Raw genomic sequence first — 17,654 nt, forward strand, 5'->3', positions numbered from 1 at the left:
ACGGTGGGACACGGCCCTGGGCCCGCACAACGCTCCCGCACAGTGGGTCACGGTCCCGGGGCCGCACAGCGCTCCCGCACGGTGCGACAGGGCCCCGGGCCCGGGCTGGTCAGTGCTTGGCGACGAAGAGCCGTGCCAGGCGCCGTCCCTCCGCGACCGCCGCCGCGTGGTCCTCGATGGGGCTGACCCGGGAGTTCCGGAAGACGATGTAGGTCACGCCCGAGGGCGCCCCGCCCTCGCGCGGGTCGGCGGGGATGCCGAGGCCGCGGGCGGTGGCGTAGGAGGCCTCGCCGATGACGTCCCGGGGACCGGTGTCGCCGACGACCGCGTACTGCACCCGGCCGCGGTAGAGGACGGCGGCGACGGAGCCTCCCCGTACGCCGTGAGCGCGGGGGTTCCAGCGGCGGCTCGGCGGCGGGACCACGATGTAGGGCAGGTTCTCGGCGCTGAGGTGCCTGCCGTCGGACTGCTGGAAGGCGGTGGTGGCGGCGAACACCGGGTCGGTGCGGCGGTTGCAGCGGGCGCTGGGCCGGCCGTCGCAGTCGATGTCCAGGTCGGCCTTCCAGAAGACGGCGTCGCGGGTGCCGCACACGGGAACGGTCGCGGGGCTGCCGGCGTCGGTGCGGTAACGGCCCCGGGAGAGCCGGGTGCACGTGCCGGTCCGGGCCAGCAGGTCGGCGGCGGTGACCGCACCGTCGTCTCGGGCCACGGGCCGCTCGCGGGGCGGGACGGCGGTGGCGGGGCCGGGCAGCGCCGTCGGGGCGATCAGGACGGCGCCGGCCGCGGCCAGGGTCAGCGACGGGACACGCACGATGAGGGACCCTCTCGTCGGGGACAAGGCGAACGTGCAGCACACTGTGGTGCCGGTCCGGGCGCCCGGCCACGGGGGCCGCCGCCAAGGGGCCGGATGGAGCACGCGGCTGACACCCCGTAAGGGGACGGATAAGCCCACATGGCGGGTCGCGTGGGGACAACAGGGGCCGGGGGTCCGGCCGTACCCGCCCGGACCCCCCGGCCACCCGCGCCGGCGCGGGATCGGCGACGACAGCGTGTCCGCGCCACAGGCATGAACTTCCCTGCCCTCTCGGGTAGTTCAGCCGTAGGGAGGTTCAGCATACGTAAGGTCCGGCGATGGTCACCAACACGGCCCCTTGCTGTGGACCCACCCGTCGGGCCATATTGGTCCGGACCTTTACGTGCTGCCGAGGCCGTCCAGGAGGCACAGCCGTGCGACGCGTTCCCGTCCCGCTCGCGCTGGTCTGCGGATCGCTGCTGCTGGTGACGGCCTGCGGCTGGAGCCGGGCCGACGACGGCGGCGAGGGCCGGGCACCCGGGGCTCCGGCCGGGGTGACCGCCGCGGCGGGCAGTTCCACGAGCGTGCACGTGATGTGGAACGCGGCCCCGGGGTCTTCCGGGGTCCGTGGCTACGAGGTCTATCGCGGCACCACAAAAGTGGCCGAAGTACCGTCTTCCCGGCACATGGTGGACGTCACCAGGCTCAGGCCGTCGACCATGTACGCCTTCACCGTGCGGGCGCGGGGCACCGAGGGCCGGCTGGGCCCGCCGAGCCGCGCGGTGCGGGCGCGGACACCGGCCGCGACGGCGGCGGACCGGTCGGCACCGTCCCGGCCGGGGCCGACCGCCGGGCGGGCCGTGAGCAGCCGCGCGGCCCAGCTGAGCTGGGGCGCGTCCCGGGACGACCGGGGGGTGGTGTCGTACGACGTCTACCAGGGCGGGGTGAAGATCCACAGCGTCGGCGGGAACCAGACCGCCACCGTCGTCACCGGACTGCGCCCCGGCAGCCGGTACGTCTTCACGGTCCGGGCCCGGGACGCCGCCGACAACCTCTCCCCCGCCGGCGCGCCGGTCCGCCTCGCCACACCGGGCAGCGACGACGGCCGCAGCACCGCGCCCACCGCCTTCACCGCCGCCACCCACCGCTCCGGCGGCGCCTTCTCCGTCGACCTCGCCTGGGACCCGCCGCGCACGGACGGCGTGATCACCGAGTACCAGATCCAGCTGGACGGCACCGCGGTCACCTCGCTGGTCTGGGGCGGCACACCGCCGAGCGGCCGGGCCCGGAACAGCTTCTACGTGGGCACGGCCGCCGGTGAGGAACACCGGGTACGGCTGCGGGCGCGGCTGCCGGACGGCACCTGGGGCGGCTGGTCGGCGGAGCGGACCGTGACCACGGGCGGCTGACCGGCACGGCCGAGCTGTGCGACCGAGCTCTGCGGCCGAGTGGTGCGGCCGAGTGGTGGACCGACGCCGCCGACGGCCTCGCCCGCCGATTCCGGGAGACCGGGAGGCGGGAGGCCGGCTTCTCGCCCGCCCTCGTCGGCGGATCGGTCCGCGACGCGCTGCCGCGCGGGTGCGCCGTGCCCCGGTGCGCCGGCCGGCGGAACCCGTCACCCGACCGGGTCCACCCCGCGTGCGCGCGGGTCCGGGGCCGCGTTGGCTGCGGTTGAGGCAGCACGGACGTTTCCGACCCTCGGCGGCGCATGGGACGTACCGCCAACCGTGCCGCCGGAGGCCAGCCCATGGACAACTCGCGACTTCTGCTCCGCTCCGGCCTGACCCTGGCGGCCGCCGCCGCGCTCCCGGCCGCGCTGGCCGGGCCGTCCGCCGCGGTCTCGGGCATCTCGGTCAGCACCACCGGCTCCACGGTCTCGGTGGTCACCAGCGCGTGCACCCAGATCAACGGCAGCTGGGGCACCGCGGCGCTGCTCACGAGCCGGCAGGCGAACTTCGCCCAGGGCCGGCAGGTGGCCCTGTCCGGCACCTCCGTCAGCCAGTCCGCCGCCTGGTCGTCGGTGAGCCCGGGGACGTACACCGTGGTCGTGGTCTGCTCCAGCGGCGCCACCGCGGGCAGCCAGTCGGTGATCGTCTCCGCGCCCGCGAGCCCCGCGAGGCCCACGATCTCCTCGACGTCCAGCCCCGCTCCGCCGCGCGGCGTGATGGGCGGTCTCGGCGGTGCGGCCCGCGACTACGGCCCGCTGACCATGGGCGTCGGCGGCGCCCTGGTCGGCGCCGGGATCGTGGCCACCGCCTGGGTGCTGCGCCGCCGCTCGAAGCCGTACCGGCTCTGAGTCAGCCCTGTTCCCGCTCCCGGCCGGGCAGTTCCGCGAACTCCGCCAGGGCGTGCGTGAGCCACTGGGTCCAGAAGGTCTCCAGGTCGATGCCGGCCCGCAGGACCAGGTGGCGCAGCCGGTCCTCGGGGGTGTCCCGTTCCGGCGGGAAGTCGCGCTCCTCGATCTCCTGGTACTCGGCCAGCTGCCGCCGGTGCAGCTGGAGATGGCGGCGGAGGTCGGCCTCCAGGCCCGCGGTGCCGACCACGGCCGCCGCGCGCAGCCGGAGCAGGAGCGGGTCCCGGAGGATCTTGGGGTCCTGCGCGGCGGCGGTCCAGCGGGCCAGTTCGGCGCGGCCCGCGGGCAGGACCTCGTAGCTCTTCTTCTGCCCGCGGGCCGGCTGGGCGGACGGCAGCACGCGGATGAGGCCCTCGGCCTCCAGCTTCCCCAGCTCGCGGTAGATCTGCTGGTGCGTCGCCGACCAGAAGTAGCCGATCGACTTGTCGAACCGGCGGGTCAGCTCCAGCCCCGACGAGGGCTTTTCCAGCAGGGCGGTGAGGATCGCGTGCGGGAGTGACATGGGCTCATCCTAGGGACCGCGTCCGCGGCCCCCGCGGTGCCTACAGGGCCGCCGCCAGCTCGGTGCCCTGCTGGATGGCGCGCTTGGCGTCCAGTTCGGCGGCGACGTCGGCGCCCCCGATCAGGTGCGCGCTGCGGCCGGCGGCGACCAGCTCCTCGTACAGGCCGCGGCGCGGCTCCTGACCGGTGCAGAGGACCACGGTGTCGACGTCCAGGACGGTGCTCTCCTCGCCGACGGTGATGTGCAGGCCGGCGTCGTCGATCCGGTCGTAGCGCACGCCCGGCACCATGGTCACGCCCCGGTGCTTCAGCTCGGTGCGGTGGATCCAGCCGGTGGTCTTGCCGAGTCCGGCGCCGACCTTGGTGGTCTTGCGCTGGAGCAGGTGGATCTGGCGGGGCGGGGCGGGCCGCTCGGGGGCGGCGAGGCCGCCGGGTGCCTGGTAGTCCATGTCGACGCCCCAGTGGCGGAAGTAGGTCCGCGGGTCCTCGCTCGCCTTGTCGCCGCCGTCGGTGAGGAACTCGGCGACGTCGAAGCCGATGCCGCCGGCGCCGAGGATGGCGACGCGGTCGCCGACGGGGGCGCCGTCGCGCAGGACGTCGAGGTAGCCGAGGACGCGGGGGTGGTCGACGCCGGGGATGTCCGGGGTGCGCGGGGTGACGCCGGTGGCGACGACGACCTCGTCGTAGCCCTCCAGGTCGCCGGCCTCCACCCAGGTGTCCAGGCGTACGTCGACGCCGTGGGCGTCGAGCTGGTGGCGGAAGTAGCGCAGGGTCTCGTCGAACTCCTGCTTGCCGGGCACCCTGCGGGCGATGTTGAGCTGTCCGCCGATCTCGCTCCCCGCGTCGAACAGGGTGACGGCGTGGCCGCGTTCGGCGGCGGAGACGGCGCAGGCGAGTCCGGCCGGACCGGCGCCGACGACGGCGACGCGCTTCTTCAGCCGGGTCGGCGCGAGGACCAGCTCGGTCTCGTGGCAGGCGCGCGGGTTGACCAGGCAGGAGGTGATCCGGCCGCTGAAGGTGTGGTCGAGGCAGGCCTGGTTGCAGCCGATGCAGGTGTTGATGGCCTCCGGGGTGCCGGCGGCGGCCTTGGCGACGAAGTCGGGGTCGGCGAGCATCGGGCGGGCCATGGAGACCATGTCCGCGCAGCCGTCGGCCAGCAGCTGCTCGGCGAGTTCCGGGGTGTTGATGCGGTTGGTGGTCACCAGGGGCACGGAGACCTCGCCCATGAGCTTCTTGGTGACCCAGGTGTAGGCGCCGCGCGGCACGGAGGTGGCGATGGTGGGGATGCGGGCCTCGTGCCAGCCGATGCCGGTGTTGATGATCGTGGCTCCGGCGGCCTCGACGGCCTTGCCGAGCGTGATCACCTCGTCCAGCGAGGAGCCGCCGGGGACCAGGTCCAGCATGGACAGCCGGTAGATGACGATGAAGTCCTCGCCGACGGCCTCGCGGACCCGCCGGACGATCTCGACCGGGAAGCGCATCCGGTTCTCGTACGAGCCGCCCCAGCGGTCGGTGCGCTGGTTCGTCTGCACGGCGATGAACTCGTTGATCAGGTAGCCCTCGGAGCCCATGATCTCCACACCGTCGTAGCCGGCCTGCCGGGCCAGGCGGGCGACGCGGGCGTAGTCCCCGATGGTGCGCTCGATGTCGGCCTCGGTCAGCTCGCGGGGCACGAAGGGGCTGATCGGCGCCTGGAGGGGGCTCGGCGCGACGAGGTCCTGGTGGTAGGCGTACCGGCCGAAGTGCAGGATCTGCAGGGCGATCCGGCCGCCCTCGCGGTGCACGGCCTCGGTGACCGCCTTGTGCTGCTCGGCCTCCGCCTCGGTGGTGAGCCTGGCGCCGCCCTCGTACGGCCGCCCCTCGTCGTTGGGGGCGATGCCGCCGGTGACGATGAGTCCCACTCCCCCGCGCGCGCGGGCCGCGTAGAACGCCGCCATCCGCTCGAAGCCGCGCTCGGCCTCCTCCAGGCCGACGTGCATCGAGCCCATGAGCACGCGGTTGGGCAGCGTGGTGAAGCCCAGGTCGAGCGGGGTCATCAGGTGCGGGTATCGGCTCATGGGGGCCCTCCGTGCGCGGTGTCGTCCGCCTCTTGTTGTAGAGGAAGCCCCCCGCTTTATGCAACTAGTTGCACAAGCGGTCGGCAGTGAACCCCGCCACTCTGTACCTACTAGTATGTACACCACGTGCCCACGACCGCCCCGAAAGGACGTTCCCGCATGCCCTTCGTCCGCATAGACACGCTCGGCACCGACCCCGCCCGCCTCGACGCGCTCGGCCAGGCCGTCCAGGACGCTCTGGTGCAGACGCTGGGCATCCCGCCCGAGGACCGCTTCCAGGTGCTGACCGGCCACGACGGTGTCACCAGCACCGTGCGCCACGGCGACTACTTGGGCATCCGCCGGGACGACTCGCTCGTCTTCGTCGCGATCACGCTGCGCGCGGGGCGCGACGCGGACCGCAAGCGGGCCGTGTACCGGCGGATCGCCGAGCTGGTGCACGAGCGCACCGGCACCGAGCCGCGCAACGTGTTCGTCACCCTGACCGAGAACGGCGACGCCGACTGGTCCTTCGGTCACGGCCTGGCACAGTACGCCCCGGCCGGCGAGGGGCCGGCCGGGGCGCTGCCTTAGGATTCAGCGGCTCTCCAGGCGCAGGTGCAGGTCCCGCTCCTGGTCGCCGGAGGCCGTGCAGGTCTCCTGCACGCTGAACATCGAGTCCAGGGTGTGGCGGAAGCGCTCCACCGCCCAGTAGCTGCCCTGCACGTCCGCCTGGACGGGGGATCCGAGGTGGACGGGCGGGCAGCCCCCGCCGCGGGCGTCCGCGACGTCGTACGTGCCGAGCCACACCATCGGACGCGTCTCGTGGAGTTGCTGCGGTACCTCCTCGGGCGCCCGGTCGGAGGCGAAGCAGGCGCTGAGCGCTTCGAAGACGAGCCGGGCGTCGTCCTTGGAATATCCGCTGATCTCCACCGAGACGGTTTCCGGGTGCGACCGCTCCGTGTCTGCCATTGATCGCTCCTTTCATGGCCGCGCTGCGAGGGAACGGAGTACCCCGCCGCACCGCGTCCATCCCCTCAGCAAAGCACCACCGGCCGCCGGGCACACCTCAGCCGCGGGAGAACTTGTACGTCTTGCTGTCCGTCAGCACGCAGAAGCCCGGCGAGATCACGATCACGCGCAGGGTGCCGGTGCGGCGGTCGTAGTCGATGCCCTCCGCCTCGAACGCGCCCGAGCAGGAGCTGCGCAGCGGCAGCCGGCGCAGCCCGGTGACATGGCCGGAGACGTCCGAGGTGCCGTTCGGCGCGGCCGACAGGTCGATCTGGAGCAGCGGTTTGGTGATCCCGAAGAGACTGCCCTCCGGGTCGTCGGAGGAGCACAGCAGGGTGGTCGGGCCGGAGAAGTCGCAGCCCTGGACGTCACGGACGGCGTGGTCGAGGCGGACGGTCGAGGCCTGCGGGAGGTTCTCCGCGGGCGAGGTGGAGGGGTTGACGCCCGGGGTCGGGAAGACGAGCAGGCGGGTCATGGTGCCCCACTCGCCGGACAGCATCCACTGGCCGTCGGGCGAGACGGCGACCCAGGAGTTGTTCAGCGCCTCGCCCGCGCCGAGCGTGTGGACGTACTCCGACCAGGTGCCGCCGGGCGCGCGCACGCGGAACATCTTGGAGTTGCCGGAGTCCCGCTGGTAGGGCTCGATGGAGTGGCCGTCGTACGAGGTGTCGGGGTCGCCGACGTGGTTCCAGCCGCGGCTGGAGACGCCGAGGGGGATGGTGCCGATGCCGGTGTAGTGGTTGGGGCTGCCCGCGGGCACCTCCACGGAGGTCAGGCCCTGGCTCTCGGTCAGCGGGTCGGCGCGGTCGGAGCCGGTCTCGGTCCAGACGTCGGCCGCACCCGCGGGCGTGGGCGCGGCGAGGGACACGACGGCGGCGGTGGCGAGGGTGACGAGTCCGGCGAGGACTGCGTGACAGCGTTGCCGGGCGGACGCGGGCATGGCCGACTCCTCGGACGGGGCGTGGGGGTGGCACTCGGTCGGCGGACAGTCTGGCGTGGCGTGCTGGTCATGTACAGGCCAATCACGCACCCTGTGTGTGAACTCTCACGGCCCGCCGGACATCGCTGTACGGTCTGGGCAGGGGCCCCGCGACGCGCGCGGCCGCGGCGCGGCGGCTTCGGCGGACGCTCCGCGCCGGGGTGAGAGATGGTGGAGGTAGTCGGGCACAGGCGTCGGAGAGTCGGGTGTGAGCGCGGTAGAACAAGGGGAGTCGGCACGGGGGACGGCGTGCCGTGCGGACGGGCGAGGGCGGTGCGTGGCATGAGTGCAGCCGAGGCTCCGGCGATGGAGAGCGGCGAACCCGCCCGCGGGCCGGTGCCCCCGGGCGGGCTGCTCGACGTCCTGGGCGTGGCGTCCGTGGTGCTGGACACCGACGGCCGGATCGTGTTGTGGAGCCCGCAGGCGGAGGAGCTGTTCGGCTACACCGCCGCGGAGGCCCTCGGCCAGTACGCCGCCCGGCTCATGGTGCACGAACGGCACAGCCGGCTGGTCGGCCAGCTCTTCGCCGACGTGATGCGCACGGGGCAGAGCTGGGCCGGCGGCTTCCCGGTCCGGCACAAGGACGGCAGCACCCGTCTGGTGGAGTTCCGCAACATGCGGCTGCTGGACGACCGCGGCGACGTGTACGCGCTCGGACTCGCCGCCGACCAGTCGACCGTACGGCGGCTGGAGCAGGACGTGGCGCTGTCCGAGCGCATGGTGAAGCAGTCACCGATCGGATACGCCGTGCTCGACACCGAGCTGCGGTTCGTGTCGGTCAACCCGGCGCTGGAGAGGATCAACGGGGTGCCGGCCGCCGAGCACGTGGGCCGGACGCTGCGCGAGGTGCTGCCGACGCTGGACGCCTCTCCCGTGGAGGCCGCCGCCCGGCGGGTCCTGGAGACCGGGACGCCCCTGATCGACGAGACGCTGGTCGGCCGTACCCCCGCCGACCCGGAGGAGGACCACACCTGGGCGCACTCGCTGTACCGGCTGGAGGACGCGACGGGCACGGTGCTGGGCGTGGCGGTCTCGATGGTCGACATCACCGAGCAGCACCGGGCGTCCGTCGAGGCGGAGGCCGCGCGGCGCCGGCTCGCGGTCATCGCGGACGCCTCCGCCCGGATCGGGACCACGCTCGAGCTGGAGCGCACCGCCTGCGAGCTGGCCGAGGTCGCCGTACCGGAGCTGGCGGACGTCGCGGCCGTGGACCTGCTGGACGCGGTGGTCGACGGCCGGCAGAGCACCCTGGGCCCCTCGGAGGCCGCCGTGATCCGGGCGCTCGCGCTGCGTCCGGCGGACGGCACCGACGCCGTGCGCGCCGCCGACCCGCCCGGCCAGATCGCCCGGTACGCGCCCGACCGCCTGGTCACCGAGTGCGTGCGCACCGGCGAGGCGGTGCTGGTGCCGCACGTCAAGGACGAGGACCTGCCGCGCATCGCCCGTTCCCCGGAGGCCGCCGTCCTGCTCGGCCGGGCGGGCCTGCACTCGTATCTGGCGGTGCCGCTGATCGCGCGCGGCGAGGTGCTGGGCGCGCTCGACCTCAAGCGCACCCGCAATCCGGTGCCCTTCGGCGAGGACGACGTCCTGCTGGCGCGGGAGCTGGCCGCCCGGGCGGCCGTGCAGATCGACAACGCGCGCTGGTACCAGAACGCCCGCGACACCGCCCTCACCCTGCAGCGCAGCCTGCTGCCCGGTCACCCCCCGGTCACCACCGGCCTGGAGGTGGCCTCCCGCTACCAGCCGGCGGGAGCCACCATCGAGGTCGGTGGGGACTGGTTCGACGTCATCCCGCTGGAGGGCGGCAAGGCCGCGCTCGTCGTGGGTGACGTGATGGGCAGCGGGATCAGTGCCGCCGCCACGATGGGCCGGCTGCGCACCGCGACGACCACGCTGGCCGCCCTGGGCCTGGACCCGGCCCGGCTGCTGGAGCACCTGGACAAGACGACCTCGGCGCTGGACCACTCCATCGCCACCTGCGCGTACGCGGTCCACGACCCGCATCTGCGCCAGTGCCGGATCGCCAACGCCGGCCACCTGCCGCCGGTCCGGGTACGGCCCGGCCGCCCGGCGGAGCTGCTGGACCTGCCCACGGGGGTGCCGCTGGGGGTGGGCGGGGTCGCCTTCTCCACCGTCACGGTCGACTTCGAACCGGGCGACGAGCTGGTGTTCTACACCGACGGTCTGGTGGAGACCCGCAGCCACTCGCTGGACGAGCGCCTGGCCACCCTGCTGTCCCTGCTGGACGACCCGGCCCGTCCGCTGGAGGAGGCCTGCGACCTCCTCCTGCGCACGCTGCACCACCCGGACAACCACGACGACGTGGCCCTGCTCATCGCCCGGGCACAGCCGCTGCCGTGACGGCCCGTGCGGTCCCAGCGGCCCTCAGGGCTCAGCGGCTCAGCGGCTCAGCGGCTCAGCGGCTCACGGCGGTCGCCCGTTCCATCCGGGTGAGCTTCTCGGGGTTGCGCACGGTGTAGATGCCGGTGACGCGGCCGTCGTCCATGCGCAGCGCCACGACCAGGTCGATCTCCCCGTCGACCCGCAGGATCAGCGCGGGGTGGCCGTTGACCTCGGTCCGCTGCACCGTCGAGACGGGGCCCCACACCGCCACGCCGGCGGCCAGCAGGCGGCCCACCTTCTCGGCGCCGACGACGGGCCGCGGCATCGCCTGTTTGACGCCGCCGCCGTCGCTCAGGGCGACGACGTCCGGGGCGAGGAGGTCGAGCAGGCCCTGCAGATCGCCCGTCTCGACCGCCCGCTGGAAGGCTCCGAGCGCGGCCCGGGTCTCGGCCGCCGAGACGGCACCGCGCGGGCGGCGCGCGGCGACGTGGGCGCGCGCCCGGTGGGCGATCTGGCGGACCGCGGGAAGGCTCTTGCCGACGGCTTCGGCGATCTCGTCGTAGCCGAGGTCGAAGACGTCGCGCAGCACGAACACCGCCCGCTCGGCGGGTCCCAGCGTCTCCAGGACGAGCATCATCGCCAGGGAGATGCTGTCGGCCAGTTCCACGTCCTCGGCCACGTCCGGCGCGGTCAGCAGCGGCTCGGGCAGCCAGGGGCCGACGTACGACTCCTTGCGCCGGCCGAGCACGCGCAGCCGGCCGAGCGCCTGCCGGGTGGTGATCCGGACCAGGTACGCGCGCCGGTCCCGGACCGCGGAGAGGTCGACGCCGGCCCAGCGCAACCAGGTCTCCTGCAACACGTCCTCCGCGTCCGCGGCCGATCCGAGCAGTTCGTAGGCGACGGTGAACAGCAGGTTGCGGTGGGTGACGAACGCCTCGGTGGCGGGGTCGGGACGGTGGCCGTCCTCGCTCATGCTCGGCTCCCGGATCTTCGCTCGTGAATGTGCCGCACATACGACGCCCGGCCCCGCCGTTCCATGACACGCCCGGCATGTGAGACACGCCACACCGAAGGGTCATCAGATCCGCCCCCCGGCACCTCCTGACCGGCCGGTCACACGGACATCCGACAGGACGCCGGGGACGAAGGGGGCGGTGGTGGGTGCCGGCTACGCGGGCACGCCGGCGGCGAACCGGATCGCCGGGAGTCACGTCGTGGACAACGAGGTCACCGAGGTCGGCGGCGGCGCCGTGCGCCTCGGTCCGGGCATGGTGCCCGCCCACGGCCTGACCCCGTGGGCGGTCGTCTCCGGCCGCCCCGGCCTCGCGGCCCGCAGCGGCCTCGGCGTCGCCCCGCAGGGCCGCGCGCTCGTGGGCGCGTACCTGCGCAGTGCGGACGACGAACGGATCCGCGTCGTCGGCGACTGCGCGGCGGCGCCGGGGGCACGGTCAGGGCAGTACGCCGATCACCACATGCGCGTACCGGTCCTCGTCCACCGCCAGACGGGGCGTCAGACCGGCGTCGGCGAAGGCCCGCAGGGCGGCGGGTGCCTGGCGTTCGCTGGTCTCCGTCAGCAGGCAGCCGCCGGGGGCGAGCCAGGCGGGGGCCCCGGCGACCACCCGGCGCAGCACGTCGAGTCCGTCGGCGCCGCCGTCCAGCGCGGCCGGCGGCTCGTGGTCGCGGGCCTCCGCGGGCAGCAGGGCCACTTCGGCGGTGGGGACGTAGGGCACGTTGGCCGTCAGGACGTCCACCCGGCCGCGCAGGCCGGCGGGCAGGGCGTCGTACAGGTCGCCCTGGTGGGCCCGGCCGCCGGACGCGGCGAGGTTGCGGCGGGCACAGCGGACGGCGGCCGGGTCGATGTCGGCGGCGTGCACCTCGGCACCGTCCAGGGCGGCGGCGAGGGCCGCGCCGAGCGCACCGGAACCGCAGCACAGGTCCACGACCACGGTGGCGTCCGGTGCGGCGGCCAGTGCCTGGTCGACCAGGAACTCGGTACGTCGGCGGGGCACGAAGACCCCTGGTTCCACGAGGATGCGCAGCCCGTGGAACTCGGCCCAGCCGAGGACGTGTTCGAGCGGCAGCCCGGCGGCCCTCCGGTCCACCATGCCGGCCACCTCCTCGGGGGTGCGCGCGGCGGCGAGGATCAACGCGGCCTCGTCCTCGGCGAAGACGCACCCGGCGGCACGCAACACGGAGACGACGGCGGCCGGGGAGGACGGGGAGAGCGGGGGGAACGGTGCGGGGGTGGGCATGGAAGCCGGGACCTTTCGGGAGCGCGAAGCCTTCAGGGCGCTCCCGCGGTCACCGCTGCCGGTGTACCGCGCCGTCACGAGGAGAGAGCACCCCAGCCGACACAGCGGTAATGGGTCTCACCTCCTCGCCCTCGGGGCCGCGACACGTCCGCGACCGGACGGCCACCTTACCCCACGGCCCCCGACGGGCCCCCGGTGACGCGGTGTTCAGACGCCGACCGTCTCCTCGATCTCTTCCTCGGCCTCTTCCTCGGTCTCTTCCCCCGCCGTCCGCGCCGCCTCCCGCGCGGCCTCCGCCTCGGCGTCCTGCCGGGCCTGCCGGGTGCGGCGGGCGCGTTCGTACAGGCCGGCGACGGCGGTCACCGCGAGGCCGGCCAGCAGCCAGGCGACCAGGGTCCACACCGTGCGGGCGAGGCCGTCGTCGCCGAAGTAGAGCAGGCTGCGGACACCCTCGACGAAACCGGCGCCGTTCCAGAAGGCGTGCAGGGTGCCGAAGAACCCGTTCTGCAGTTCGGGCCGGAACAACCCGCCGGAGCTGGTGAAGTTCAGCATCACGAACAGCACCATCATGGTCAGCGTGGTCCACCGCTTCAGGAAGGTGTGCAGGCCGACGCCGATGAAGAGGATGCCCGCCGAGTACAGCCAGGCCATGCCCCAGACGCCCGCGAGGTCGTGGTGGGCGAGGTGGAACACCGGCCCGGCGAGCAGCGCGCCGATGCCGCTGACCACGGCGGAGACGCCGAGCGCCAGCAGGGCCCGGACGCGCATCGCCAGGGCGGCGCCCGCGGCGCCGAGGGCGGCGACCGAGGCGTAGGAGCCGATGCTGACCGCGATCAGCAGGAAGAACAGACCCTGGCCGGTGGGGTCGTCGGCCACGGGCCTGGCGACGTCGGTGACCTTCAGCGGGACCCCGGCCCGGGCGGCGACCGGCGTGAAGACCTTCTCCACGGCCGTGGCGCCCATGTCGGAGGCCGCGCTCGCCACCAGCAGCTCGGGAGCCTTGGCGCTCGGCACGTAGGCGCCGGTCACCTCGCGGGACCGGAGCAGGTCGACGGCGTCCGCGCGGCTGGCGACCGTCCGGACGTCGAGCTTGTCCCCCGCGGTGTCCTTGACCGTCTGCGCGAAGACCTTGGCCTTCGGGGCGGTGCCGACGACGGCGACCGGCAGGTGGTTCGGCTCCGGGGTGACGAACGCCCCCATGTACGCGAGCCCCATGCCGATGCACATCAGCAGCGGGGTGATCAGGTGCGTGAGCACATGGCGCAGTGCCGGTGACCTCATCGCGCGCGACCTCCAATGGTTGGCTTATACAACTTCCTGTTCAAGTTGTACTATACAACTAGAAAGCCGGAGGAGGTATTCCCGTGAGCGCAGCGGAGTCGGCCGTGGAGACGATCCAGCGCGAGATGACCATCTTCGCCCGCCGGGCCCGTGCCTCGGCGGGCCGTATGCACCCCGAGCTGTCCCTGGTGTCGTACACCCTGCTCGGCCACCTGGAGGAGCGCGGCGGCTGCCGGGCGACGGACCTGGCGGCGCACTACGCCCTGGACAAGTCCACGGTGAGCCGCCAGGTGGCGGCGCTGGAGCGGGCCGGGCTGATCGAGCGCCGGCTGGACCCGGAGGACCACCGGGTCCAGGTGCTGCACCTGACGGAGGCCGGCCAGGAGATCCTGGCCCAGGTCACCCGCAGCCGCCGAGCCGCCTTCCGGGAGCGGCTCGCGGGCTGGCCGGAGGAGGACCTGGTCCGCTTCGCGGCGTACCTGGAGCGGTACAACGCGGGGCAGGGCGACCCGGACCCGGCGTGAGCCCCGGTACCGGGACACAGCACCGGTGCCGGCCAAAGCACCGGTGCCGGGCCACGGCACCGCCGCCGGTTCAGGGCACCGGTACCGCCGCGCGGTCGTCCGCCGGCCGCCGCGGAGCCCGGGCCGCGAGGAACGCCGTACGGCGGCGCAGCCGGAAACCGAGGGACTCGTACAGGCGGATGGCGCCGGTGTTCCTGGCGCTGGTGTGCAGGAACGGCGTCTCCCCGCGCTCGCGGATGCCGTGCGCGACGGCGAGGATCAGCCGGGTGGCCAGGCCCTCGCCGCGGAACGCGGGGTCGGTGCAGACCGCGCTGATCTCGGTCCAGCCCGGCGGGTGCAGCCGCTCCCCCGCCATGGCGACCAGCGCGCCGTCACGGCGGATACCCAGGTACGTGCCGAGCTCCACGGTGCGCGGCAGGAACGGTCCCGGCCGGGTACGGGCCACCAGGCCGAGCATCTCGGGCACGTCCGCCGGGCCGAGGCGGACCGCCTCCGCATCCGGCGCCGCGGCGAGCCCGTCGTCCACGAACTGCACTCCCTCGACCCGTTCGGTGATCTCCCAGCCCTGCGGGACCTCCCCGCGGAAACCGGGCAGCGGGATCTCGGCGTGGGGGCCGGCCAGCGCGGCGAGGTCCGCCCAGTCCCGCTCCTCCGGTTCGTCGGGCAGCGCCAGCCACGGCGAGACGTCGACCGGATAGCGCAGCACCCGCCCCCGCCGCTCGGCGAAGCGGGCGTGCGGACCGGTCAGGGAGGCGAGGGCAGGGTTGTCGAGGACGTGCCGGCCGCGCGGGGCGCTCATCCGGTCACCTCGGCCGTCTCCGTCACTTCGGTCACCTCGGCCACGGTCACGTCGGTCACCGACGTGAAGACCGAGAAGGCGTACGCCTGGGGCATCCTCGTTCCCTCGCTTCCCTTGTGCTGTCACCGGCGCACCACGGCCGCCGGCACCGATCGGCAAGGAGCGGCACGGGGCCGGTATTCCCTGCCCCGCGCAGAGTTCATACGGCCGCAACGCGTTCATACGGCAGCAACAAGGGGGTGTCGGCCACGGCCGGAGCACGCGGAGCGACAGCGTACGGTTGAACCATGAACGTCACGCGAGGCTTCACGGGCCGTCCGCGCGTCCACAACCCGGGGCTGCCGCCCGGGCAGTACGACGCGCGGGACGACTGGCCCGTCCTGTCCGCCGAGGTCACCCCCGATCTCGCGCCCGCCGACTGGTCCTTCCGCATCGACGGCCTGGTCGACCGCCCGTACACCTGGGACTGGGACGCCGCGCACGCGCTGCCGGCGTCGGCGTACGCGGGCGACATCCACTGTGTGACCGGCTGGTCGAAGTTCGGCGTACGGTTCGGCGGGGTCTCGCTGGACGCGTTCTTCGATGTGGTGCGGCCCCATGGGTCCGCCACCCATGCGCTCGCCCGCTCCCACACCGGCTACACCGCCAACCTGCCGCTCGCCGACCTCACCGGCGGCCGGGCCTGGATCGCCTGGGAGTACGACGGCGCACCGCTGCCGCCGGAGCACGGGGGCCCGGCGCGGCTGGTGGTGCCGCACCTCTACTTCTGGAAGAGCGCCAAGTGGATCGCGGGCATCACGCTCATGGACCACGACGAACCGGGCTTCTGGGAGCGCAACGGCTACCACGCGCGCGGCAACCCCTGGGAGGAGCAGCGGTACTCCGGTGACTGAGACCACGACTCCCCTGACGCGTTTCGCGGTACCCGGGCGGATCACCGTGAGCGAGCAGGCGGCGACGGTGTGGCAGACCGCCACCCTGACGGAGATCCGGCACGAGACGCCGCGCGCGGCCACGTTCCGCCTGGCGGTGCCGGGCTGGGCGGGGCATCTGCCGGGCCAGCACCTGATGCTGCGGCTGACCGCCGCCGACGGCTATGCGGCCCAGCGCCACTACTCGATCGCGTCCGCGCCGGACGACTCCGGCCACATCGAGCTGACCCTGGACCGGGTGCCGGACGGCGAGGTCTCCGGCTGGTTCCACACCGTGGCCCGGCCCGGTGACACGGTCGAGGTGCGCGGTCCGCTCAGCGGCTTCTTCGCCTGGCCGGGCGACCGGCCCGCGCTGCTGCTCGGGGCCGGCTCCGGCGTCGTACCGCTGATGTCGATGGTGCGGTACCACCGGGCGCGCGACCTGGGTGTCCCGTTGCGGATGCTGGTGTCGGCGCGCAGCCCCGAGGAGCTGATCTACGCGGCCGAGCTGGGCGCGGAGACGACGCCCGTGTTCACGCGCAGCGCTCCGCCCGGGGTGCCGGTGGGACGTATGACGGCCGCACATGTGGCGCCGCTCCTGGCCGAGCAACCCTCTCATGGGTGGGAGGCCTATGTGTGCGGGTCCAACGCGTTCGCCGAGCACGCGTCCCGGCTGCTGGTCGCGGCCGGCCAGCCGGTGGAGCGGATCCGGATCGAGCGGTTCGGCTGAGGCCGGTCCCCTGGGGTCGGCCGAGGCGGGAATCCCGGGTCCGGCCGAGAGGGGCGGCCCGGGGTCGACTGAGACCGAGACCCTGGGGTTCGGCTCAGGCGGAGACCCTGGGGTTCGGCTGAGGCGGGCGGCCCGGGGTTCGGTCGAGACCGAGACGCCGGGGTGCGGCTGAAGCGGTCGCCTCGGTGTTCGGCGGAGCCCCGGGGGGGCGGGCCCGGAGTCCGGGTCGCGCGGCGTGGTACGCCGCGCGATCGTGGGGCGCGAGGCGCGTACCGTGCGCCATATGGGCTGGAACTCGCGGTTCACGGCATGCGCGAGGTGCGCCGAACGGGGTACGAGACGGGTGTGGGCGCTCGTGTACGTGAGCGGTGGGGGCGGTGGAGCGGAGACCCGGCTCCACCGGCTCTCCGGCTCCGGCGGTGGCGAGGAGGTGGACATGCGTACCCGGGTGCGTGGCTGGCGCTGGCGGCGCAATCCGCTGCGGCGCCGGTCGGACGTCGTGGAGGCATGGACGGTGCTGGTGGTCGCCGTCCTTCTGTTCGTGGTCGCGCCCCTGGTCGGCGTGGCCGCGGGCCTGCACGCGCACGACCAGGCCCGGGCGCTGGCCGCGGCCCAGCGGGCCGAACGCCACCAGGTGCGGGCCGTGGTGATCGGCGACGTGCCCGAGCGGGTGTCCGAGGTGCAGAGCGACCGCCGGAACCCCTACCGCGCCCAGGTGCGCTGGACCGAGCCGGGCAAGGGCGTCCGGACGGCGTGGGCCCGGGTGCCCGCGGGGACGCGGGCCGGGGAGCCGGTACCGGTGTGGTTCGACTCCCGGGGCCGCAACGTCGCCCCGCCGCCGGACGACGCCGCCGTCTGGCAGCACGCGGTCACCATCGGGCTGTGCGCGGCGGGCGGCACGGCGACCGTGGTGCTCCTCGGCCACGCGGTCGAGCGCCGGATCGCCCTGCGCCACCGGCTGGCCGAGTGGGAGCGGGAGTGGGCCCGGACGGGCCCGCGCTGGACCCAGCCGCGGACGTGAGGGACGGGTGACCCGACCACTGAGGCCGTGACGGACCACTTGGCCGAGCATCCGGAGCAAGCGCTTACTCAACGCTGGACCAGCGGTGAGTCGCCCCGCCGCGGAGCGATCGAACCGAGC

At 74.1% G+C, this 17,654-nt stretch carries 17 protein-coding genes; 8 read left to right on the forward strand and 9 right to left on the reverse strand.

Annotation, left to right across the window (positions count from 1 at the left end):
• Positions 1–109: 109 nt before the first annotated feature.
• Positions 110–811: a glycoside hydrolase family 75 protein gene (locus IEZ20_RS11900; RefSeq protein WP_189297387.1), complete on the reverse strand. Its 702-nt coding sequence runs from the start codon at positions 809–811 to the stop codon at positions 110–112.
• A 416-nt stretch (positions 812–1,227) separates the two neighbouring features.
• On the opposite strand from IEZ20_RS11900, the gene IEZ20_RS11905 reads away from it, so the two are divergent.
• Together IEZ20_RS11905 and IEZ20_RS11910 are read left to right on the forward strand one after the other, a co-directional pair.
• Positions 1,228–2,202, forward strand: coding sequence for a fibronectin type III domain-containing protein (locus IEZ20_RS11905; protein WP_189297389.1), 975 nt, complete (start codon positions 1,228–1,230; stop codon positions 2,200–2,202).
• A gap of 338 nt (positions 2,203–2,540) precedes the next feature.
• Positions 2,541–3,089: a hypothetical protein gene (locus tag IEZ20_RS11910; RefSeq protein WP_189297391.1), complete on the forward strand. Its 549-nt coding sequence runs from the start codon at positions 2,541–2,543 to the stop codon at positions 3,087–3,089.
• Position 3,090: 1 nt separating this feature from the next.
• On the opposite strand, the gene IEZ20_RS11915 is transcribed toward IEZ20_RS11910, so the two are convergent.
• Together IEZ20_RS11915 and IEZ20_RS11920 are read right to left on the reverse strand one after the other, a co-directional pair.
• On the reverse strand, positions 3,091–3,648 hold the full coding sequence (locus tag IEZ20_RS11915) for a PadR family transcriptional regulator (protein ID WP_189297393.1): 558 nt from the start codon (positions 3,646–3,648) through the stop codon (positions 3,091–3,093).
• Positions 3,649–3,688: 40 nt separating this feature from the next.
• The gene (locus IEZ20_RS11920; RefSeq protein ID WP_189297395.1) at positions 3,689–5,704 is read right to left on the reverse strand and encodes an NADPH-dependent 2,4-dienoyl-CoA reductase; all 2,016 of its coding nucleotides are present in this window, start codon (positions 5,702–5,704) and stop codon (positions 3,689–3,691) included.
• Between the two features lie 159 nt (positions 5,705–5,863).
• Here IEZ20_RS11920 and IEZ20_RS11925 point away from each other — a divergent pair, with 159 nt between their 5' ends.
• Positions 5,864–6,277 carry a tautomerase family protein gene (locus IEZ20_RS11925; RefSeq protein WP_189297397.1) on the forward strand — a complete coding sequence of 138 codons (414 nt, stop codon included), beginning with the start codon at positions 5,864–5,866 and terminating at the stop codon, positions 6,275–6,277.
• A gap of 3 nt (positions 6,278–6,280) precedes the next feature.
• Here IEZ20_RS11925 and IEZ20_RS11930 read toward each other — a convergent pair whose 3' ends face one another.
• Positions 6,281–6,655, reverse strand: a complete 375-nt coding sequence (locus tag IEZ20_RS11930) for a hypothetical protein (protein ID WP_189297399.1) — start codon at positions 6,653–6,655, stop codon at positions 6,281–6,283.
• Between the two features lie 97 nt (positions 6,656–6,752).
• A complete protein-coding gene (locus IEZ20_RS11935) occupies positions 6,753–7,634 on the reverse strand; it encodes a hypothetical protein (protein WP_189297401.1) in 882 nt (293 codons plus the stop codon).
• 321 nt (positions 7,635–7,955) lie between these two features.
• Between IEZ20_RS11935 and IEZ20_RS11940 the strand changes: the two genes are divergently transcribed.
• Positions 7,956–10,034: a SpoIIE family protein phosphatase gene (locus IEZ20_RS11940; protein ID WP_189297403.1), complete on the forward strand. Its 2,079-nt coding sequence runs from the start codon at positions 7,956–7,958 to the stop codon at positions 10,032–10,034.
• Positions 10,035–10,089: 55 nt separating this feature from the next.
• On the opposite strand, the gene IEZ20_RS11945 is transcribed toward IEZ20_RS11940, so the two are convergent.
• The 3 genes from IEZ20_RS11945 to IEZ20_RS11955 all read right to left on the reverse strand — a co-directional run bounded on the left by IEZ20_RS11945 (position 10,090) and on the right by IEZ20_RS11955 (position 13,549).
• Positions 10,090–10,989, reverse strand: a complete 900-nt coding sequence (locus IEZ20_RS11945; protein WP_189297405.1) for an RNA polymerase sigma-70 factor — start codon at positions 10,987–10,989, stop codon at positions 10,090–10,092.
• A 475-nt stretch (positions 10,990–11,464) separates the two neighbouring features.
• Positions 11,465–12,268, reverse strand: coding sequence for a putative protein N(5)-glutamine methyltransferase (locus IEZ20_RS11950; RefSeq protein WP_189297407.1), 804 nt, complete (start codon positions 12,266–12,268; stop codon positions 11,465–11,467).
• Between the two features lie 207 nt (positions 12,269–12,475).
• The gene (locus tag IEZ20_RS11955; RefSeq protein ID WP_189297409.1) at positions 12,476–13,549 is read right to left on the reverse strand and encodes an ABC-2 transporter permease; all 1,074 of its coding nucleotides are present in this window, start codon (positions 13,547–13,549) and stop codon (positions 12,476–12,478) included.
• A 125-nt stretch (positions 13,550–13,674) separates the two neighbouring features.
• On the opposite strand from IEZ20_RS11955, the gene IEZ20_RS11960 reads away from it, so the two are divergent.
• Positions 13,675–14,073, forward strand: coding sequence for a MarR family winged helix-turn-helix transcriptional regulator (locus tag IEZ20_RS11960; protein WP_229896048.1), 399 nt, complete (start codon positions 13,675–13,677; stop codon positions 14,071–14,073).
• A 70-nt stretch (positions 14,074–14,143) separates the two neighbouring features.
• Here IEZ20_RS11960 and IEZ20_RS11965 read toward each other — a convergent pair whose 3' ends face one another.
• A complete protein-coding gene (locus IEZ20_RS11965) occupies positions 14,144–14,872 on the reverse strand; it encodes a GNAT family N-acetyltransferase (RefSeq protein ID WP_189297413.1) in 729 nt (242 codons plus the stop codon).
• 287 nt (positions 14,873–15,159) lie between these two features.
• Between IEZ20_RS11965 and IEZ20_RS11970 the strand changes: the two genes are divergently transcribed.
• The 3 genes from IEZ20_RS11970 (at position 15,160) to IEZ20_RS11980 (ending at position 17,534) form a co-directional block, all read left to right on the forward strand.
• Entirely contained in the window at positions 15,160–15,765 is a 606-nt protein-coding gene (locus tag IEZ20_RS11970) for a sulfite oxidase-like oxidoreductase (RefSeq protein ID WP_189297415.1), read from the forward strand.
• Positions 15,758–16,513 carry a ferredoxin reductase gene (locus IEZ20_RS11975; protein WP_189297417.1) on the forward strand — a complete coding sequence of 252 codons (756 nt, stop codon included), beginning with the start codon at positions 15,758–15,760 and terminating at the stop codon, positions 16,511–16,513. Before IEZ20_RS11970 ends, IEZ20_RS11975 begins: the two co-directional genes overlap by 8 nt.
• Before the next feature lie 436 nt (positions 16,514–16,949).
• Positions 16,950–17,534: an Rv1733c family protein gene (locus IEZ20_RS11980; RefSeq protein WP_189297419.1), complete on the forward strand. Its 585-nt coding sequence runs from the start codon at positions 16,950–16,952 to the stop codon at positions 17,532–17,534.
• Positions 17,535–17,654: the final 120 nt, after the last annotated feature.

Source organism: Streptomyces cinerochromogenes (assembly GCF_014648635.1).
In the GTDB taxonomy this organism is placed as follows: Bacteria; Actinomycetota; Actinomycetes; order Streptomycetales; family Streptomycetaceae; genus Streptomyces; species Streptomyces cinerochromogenes.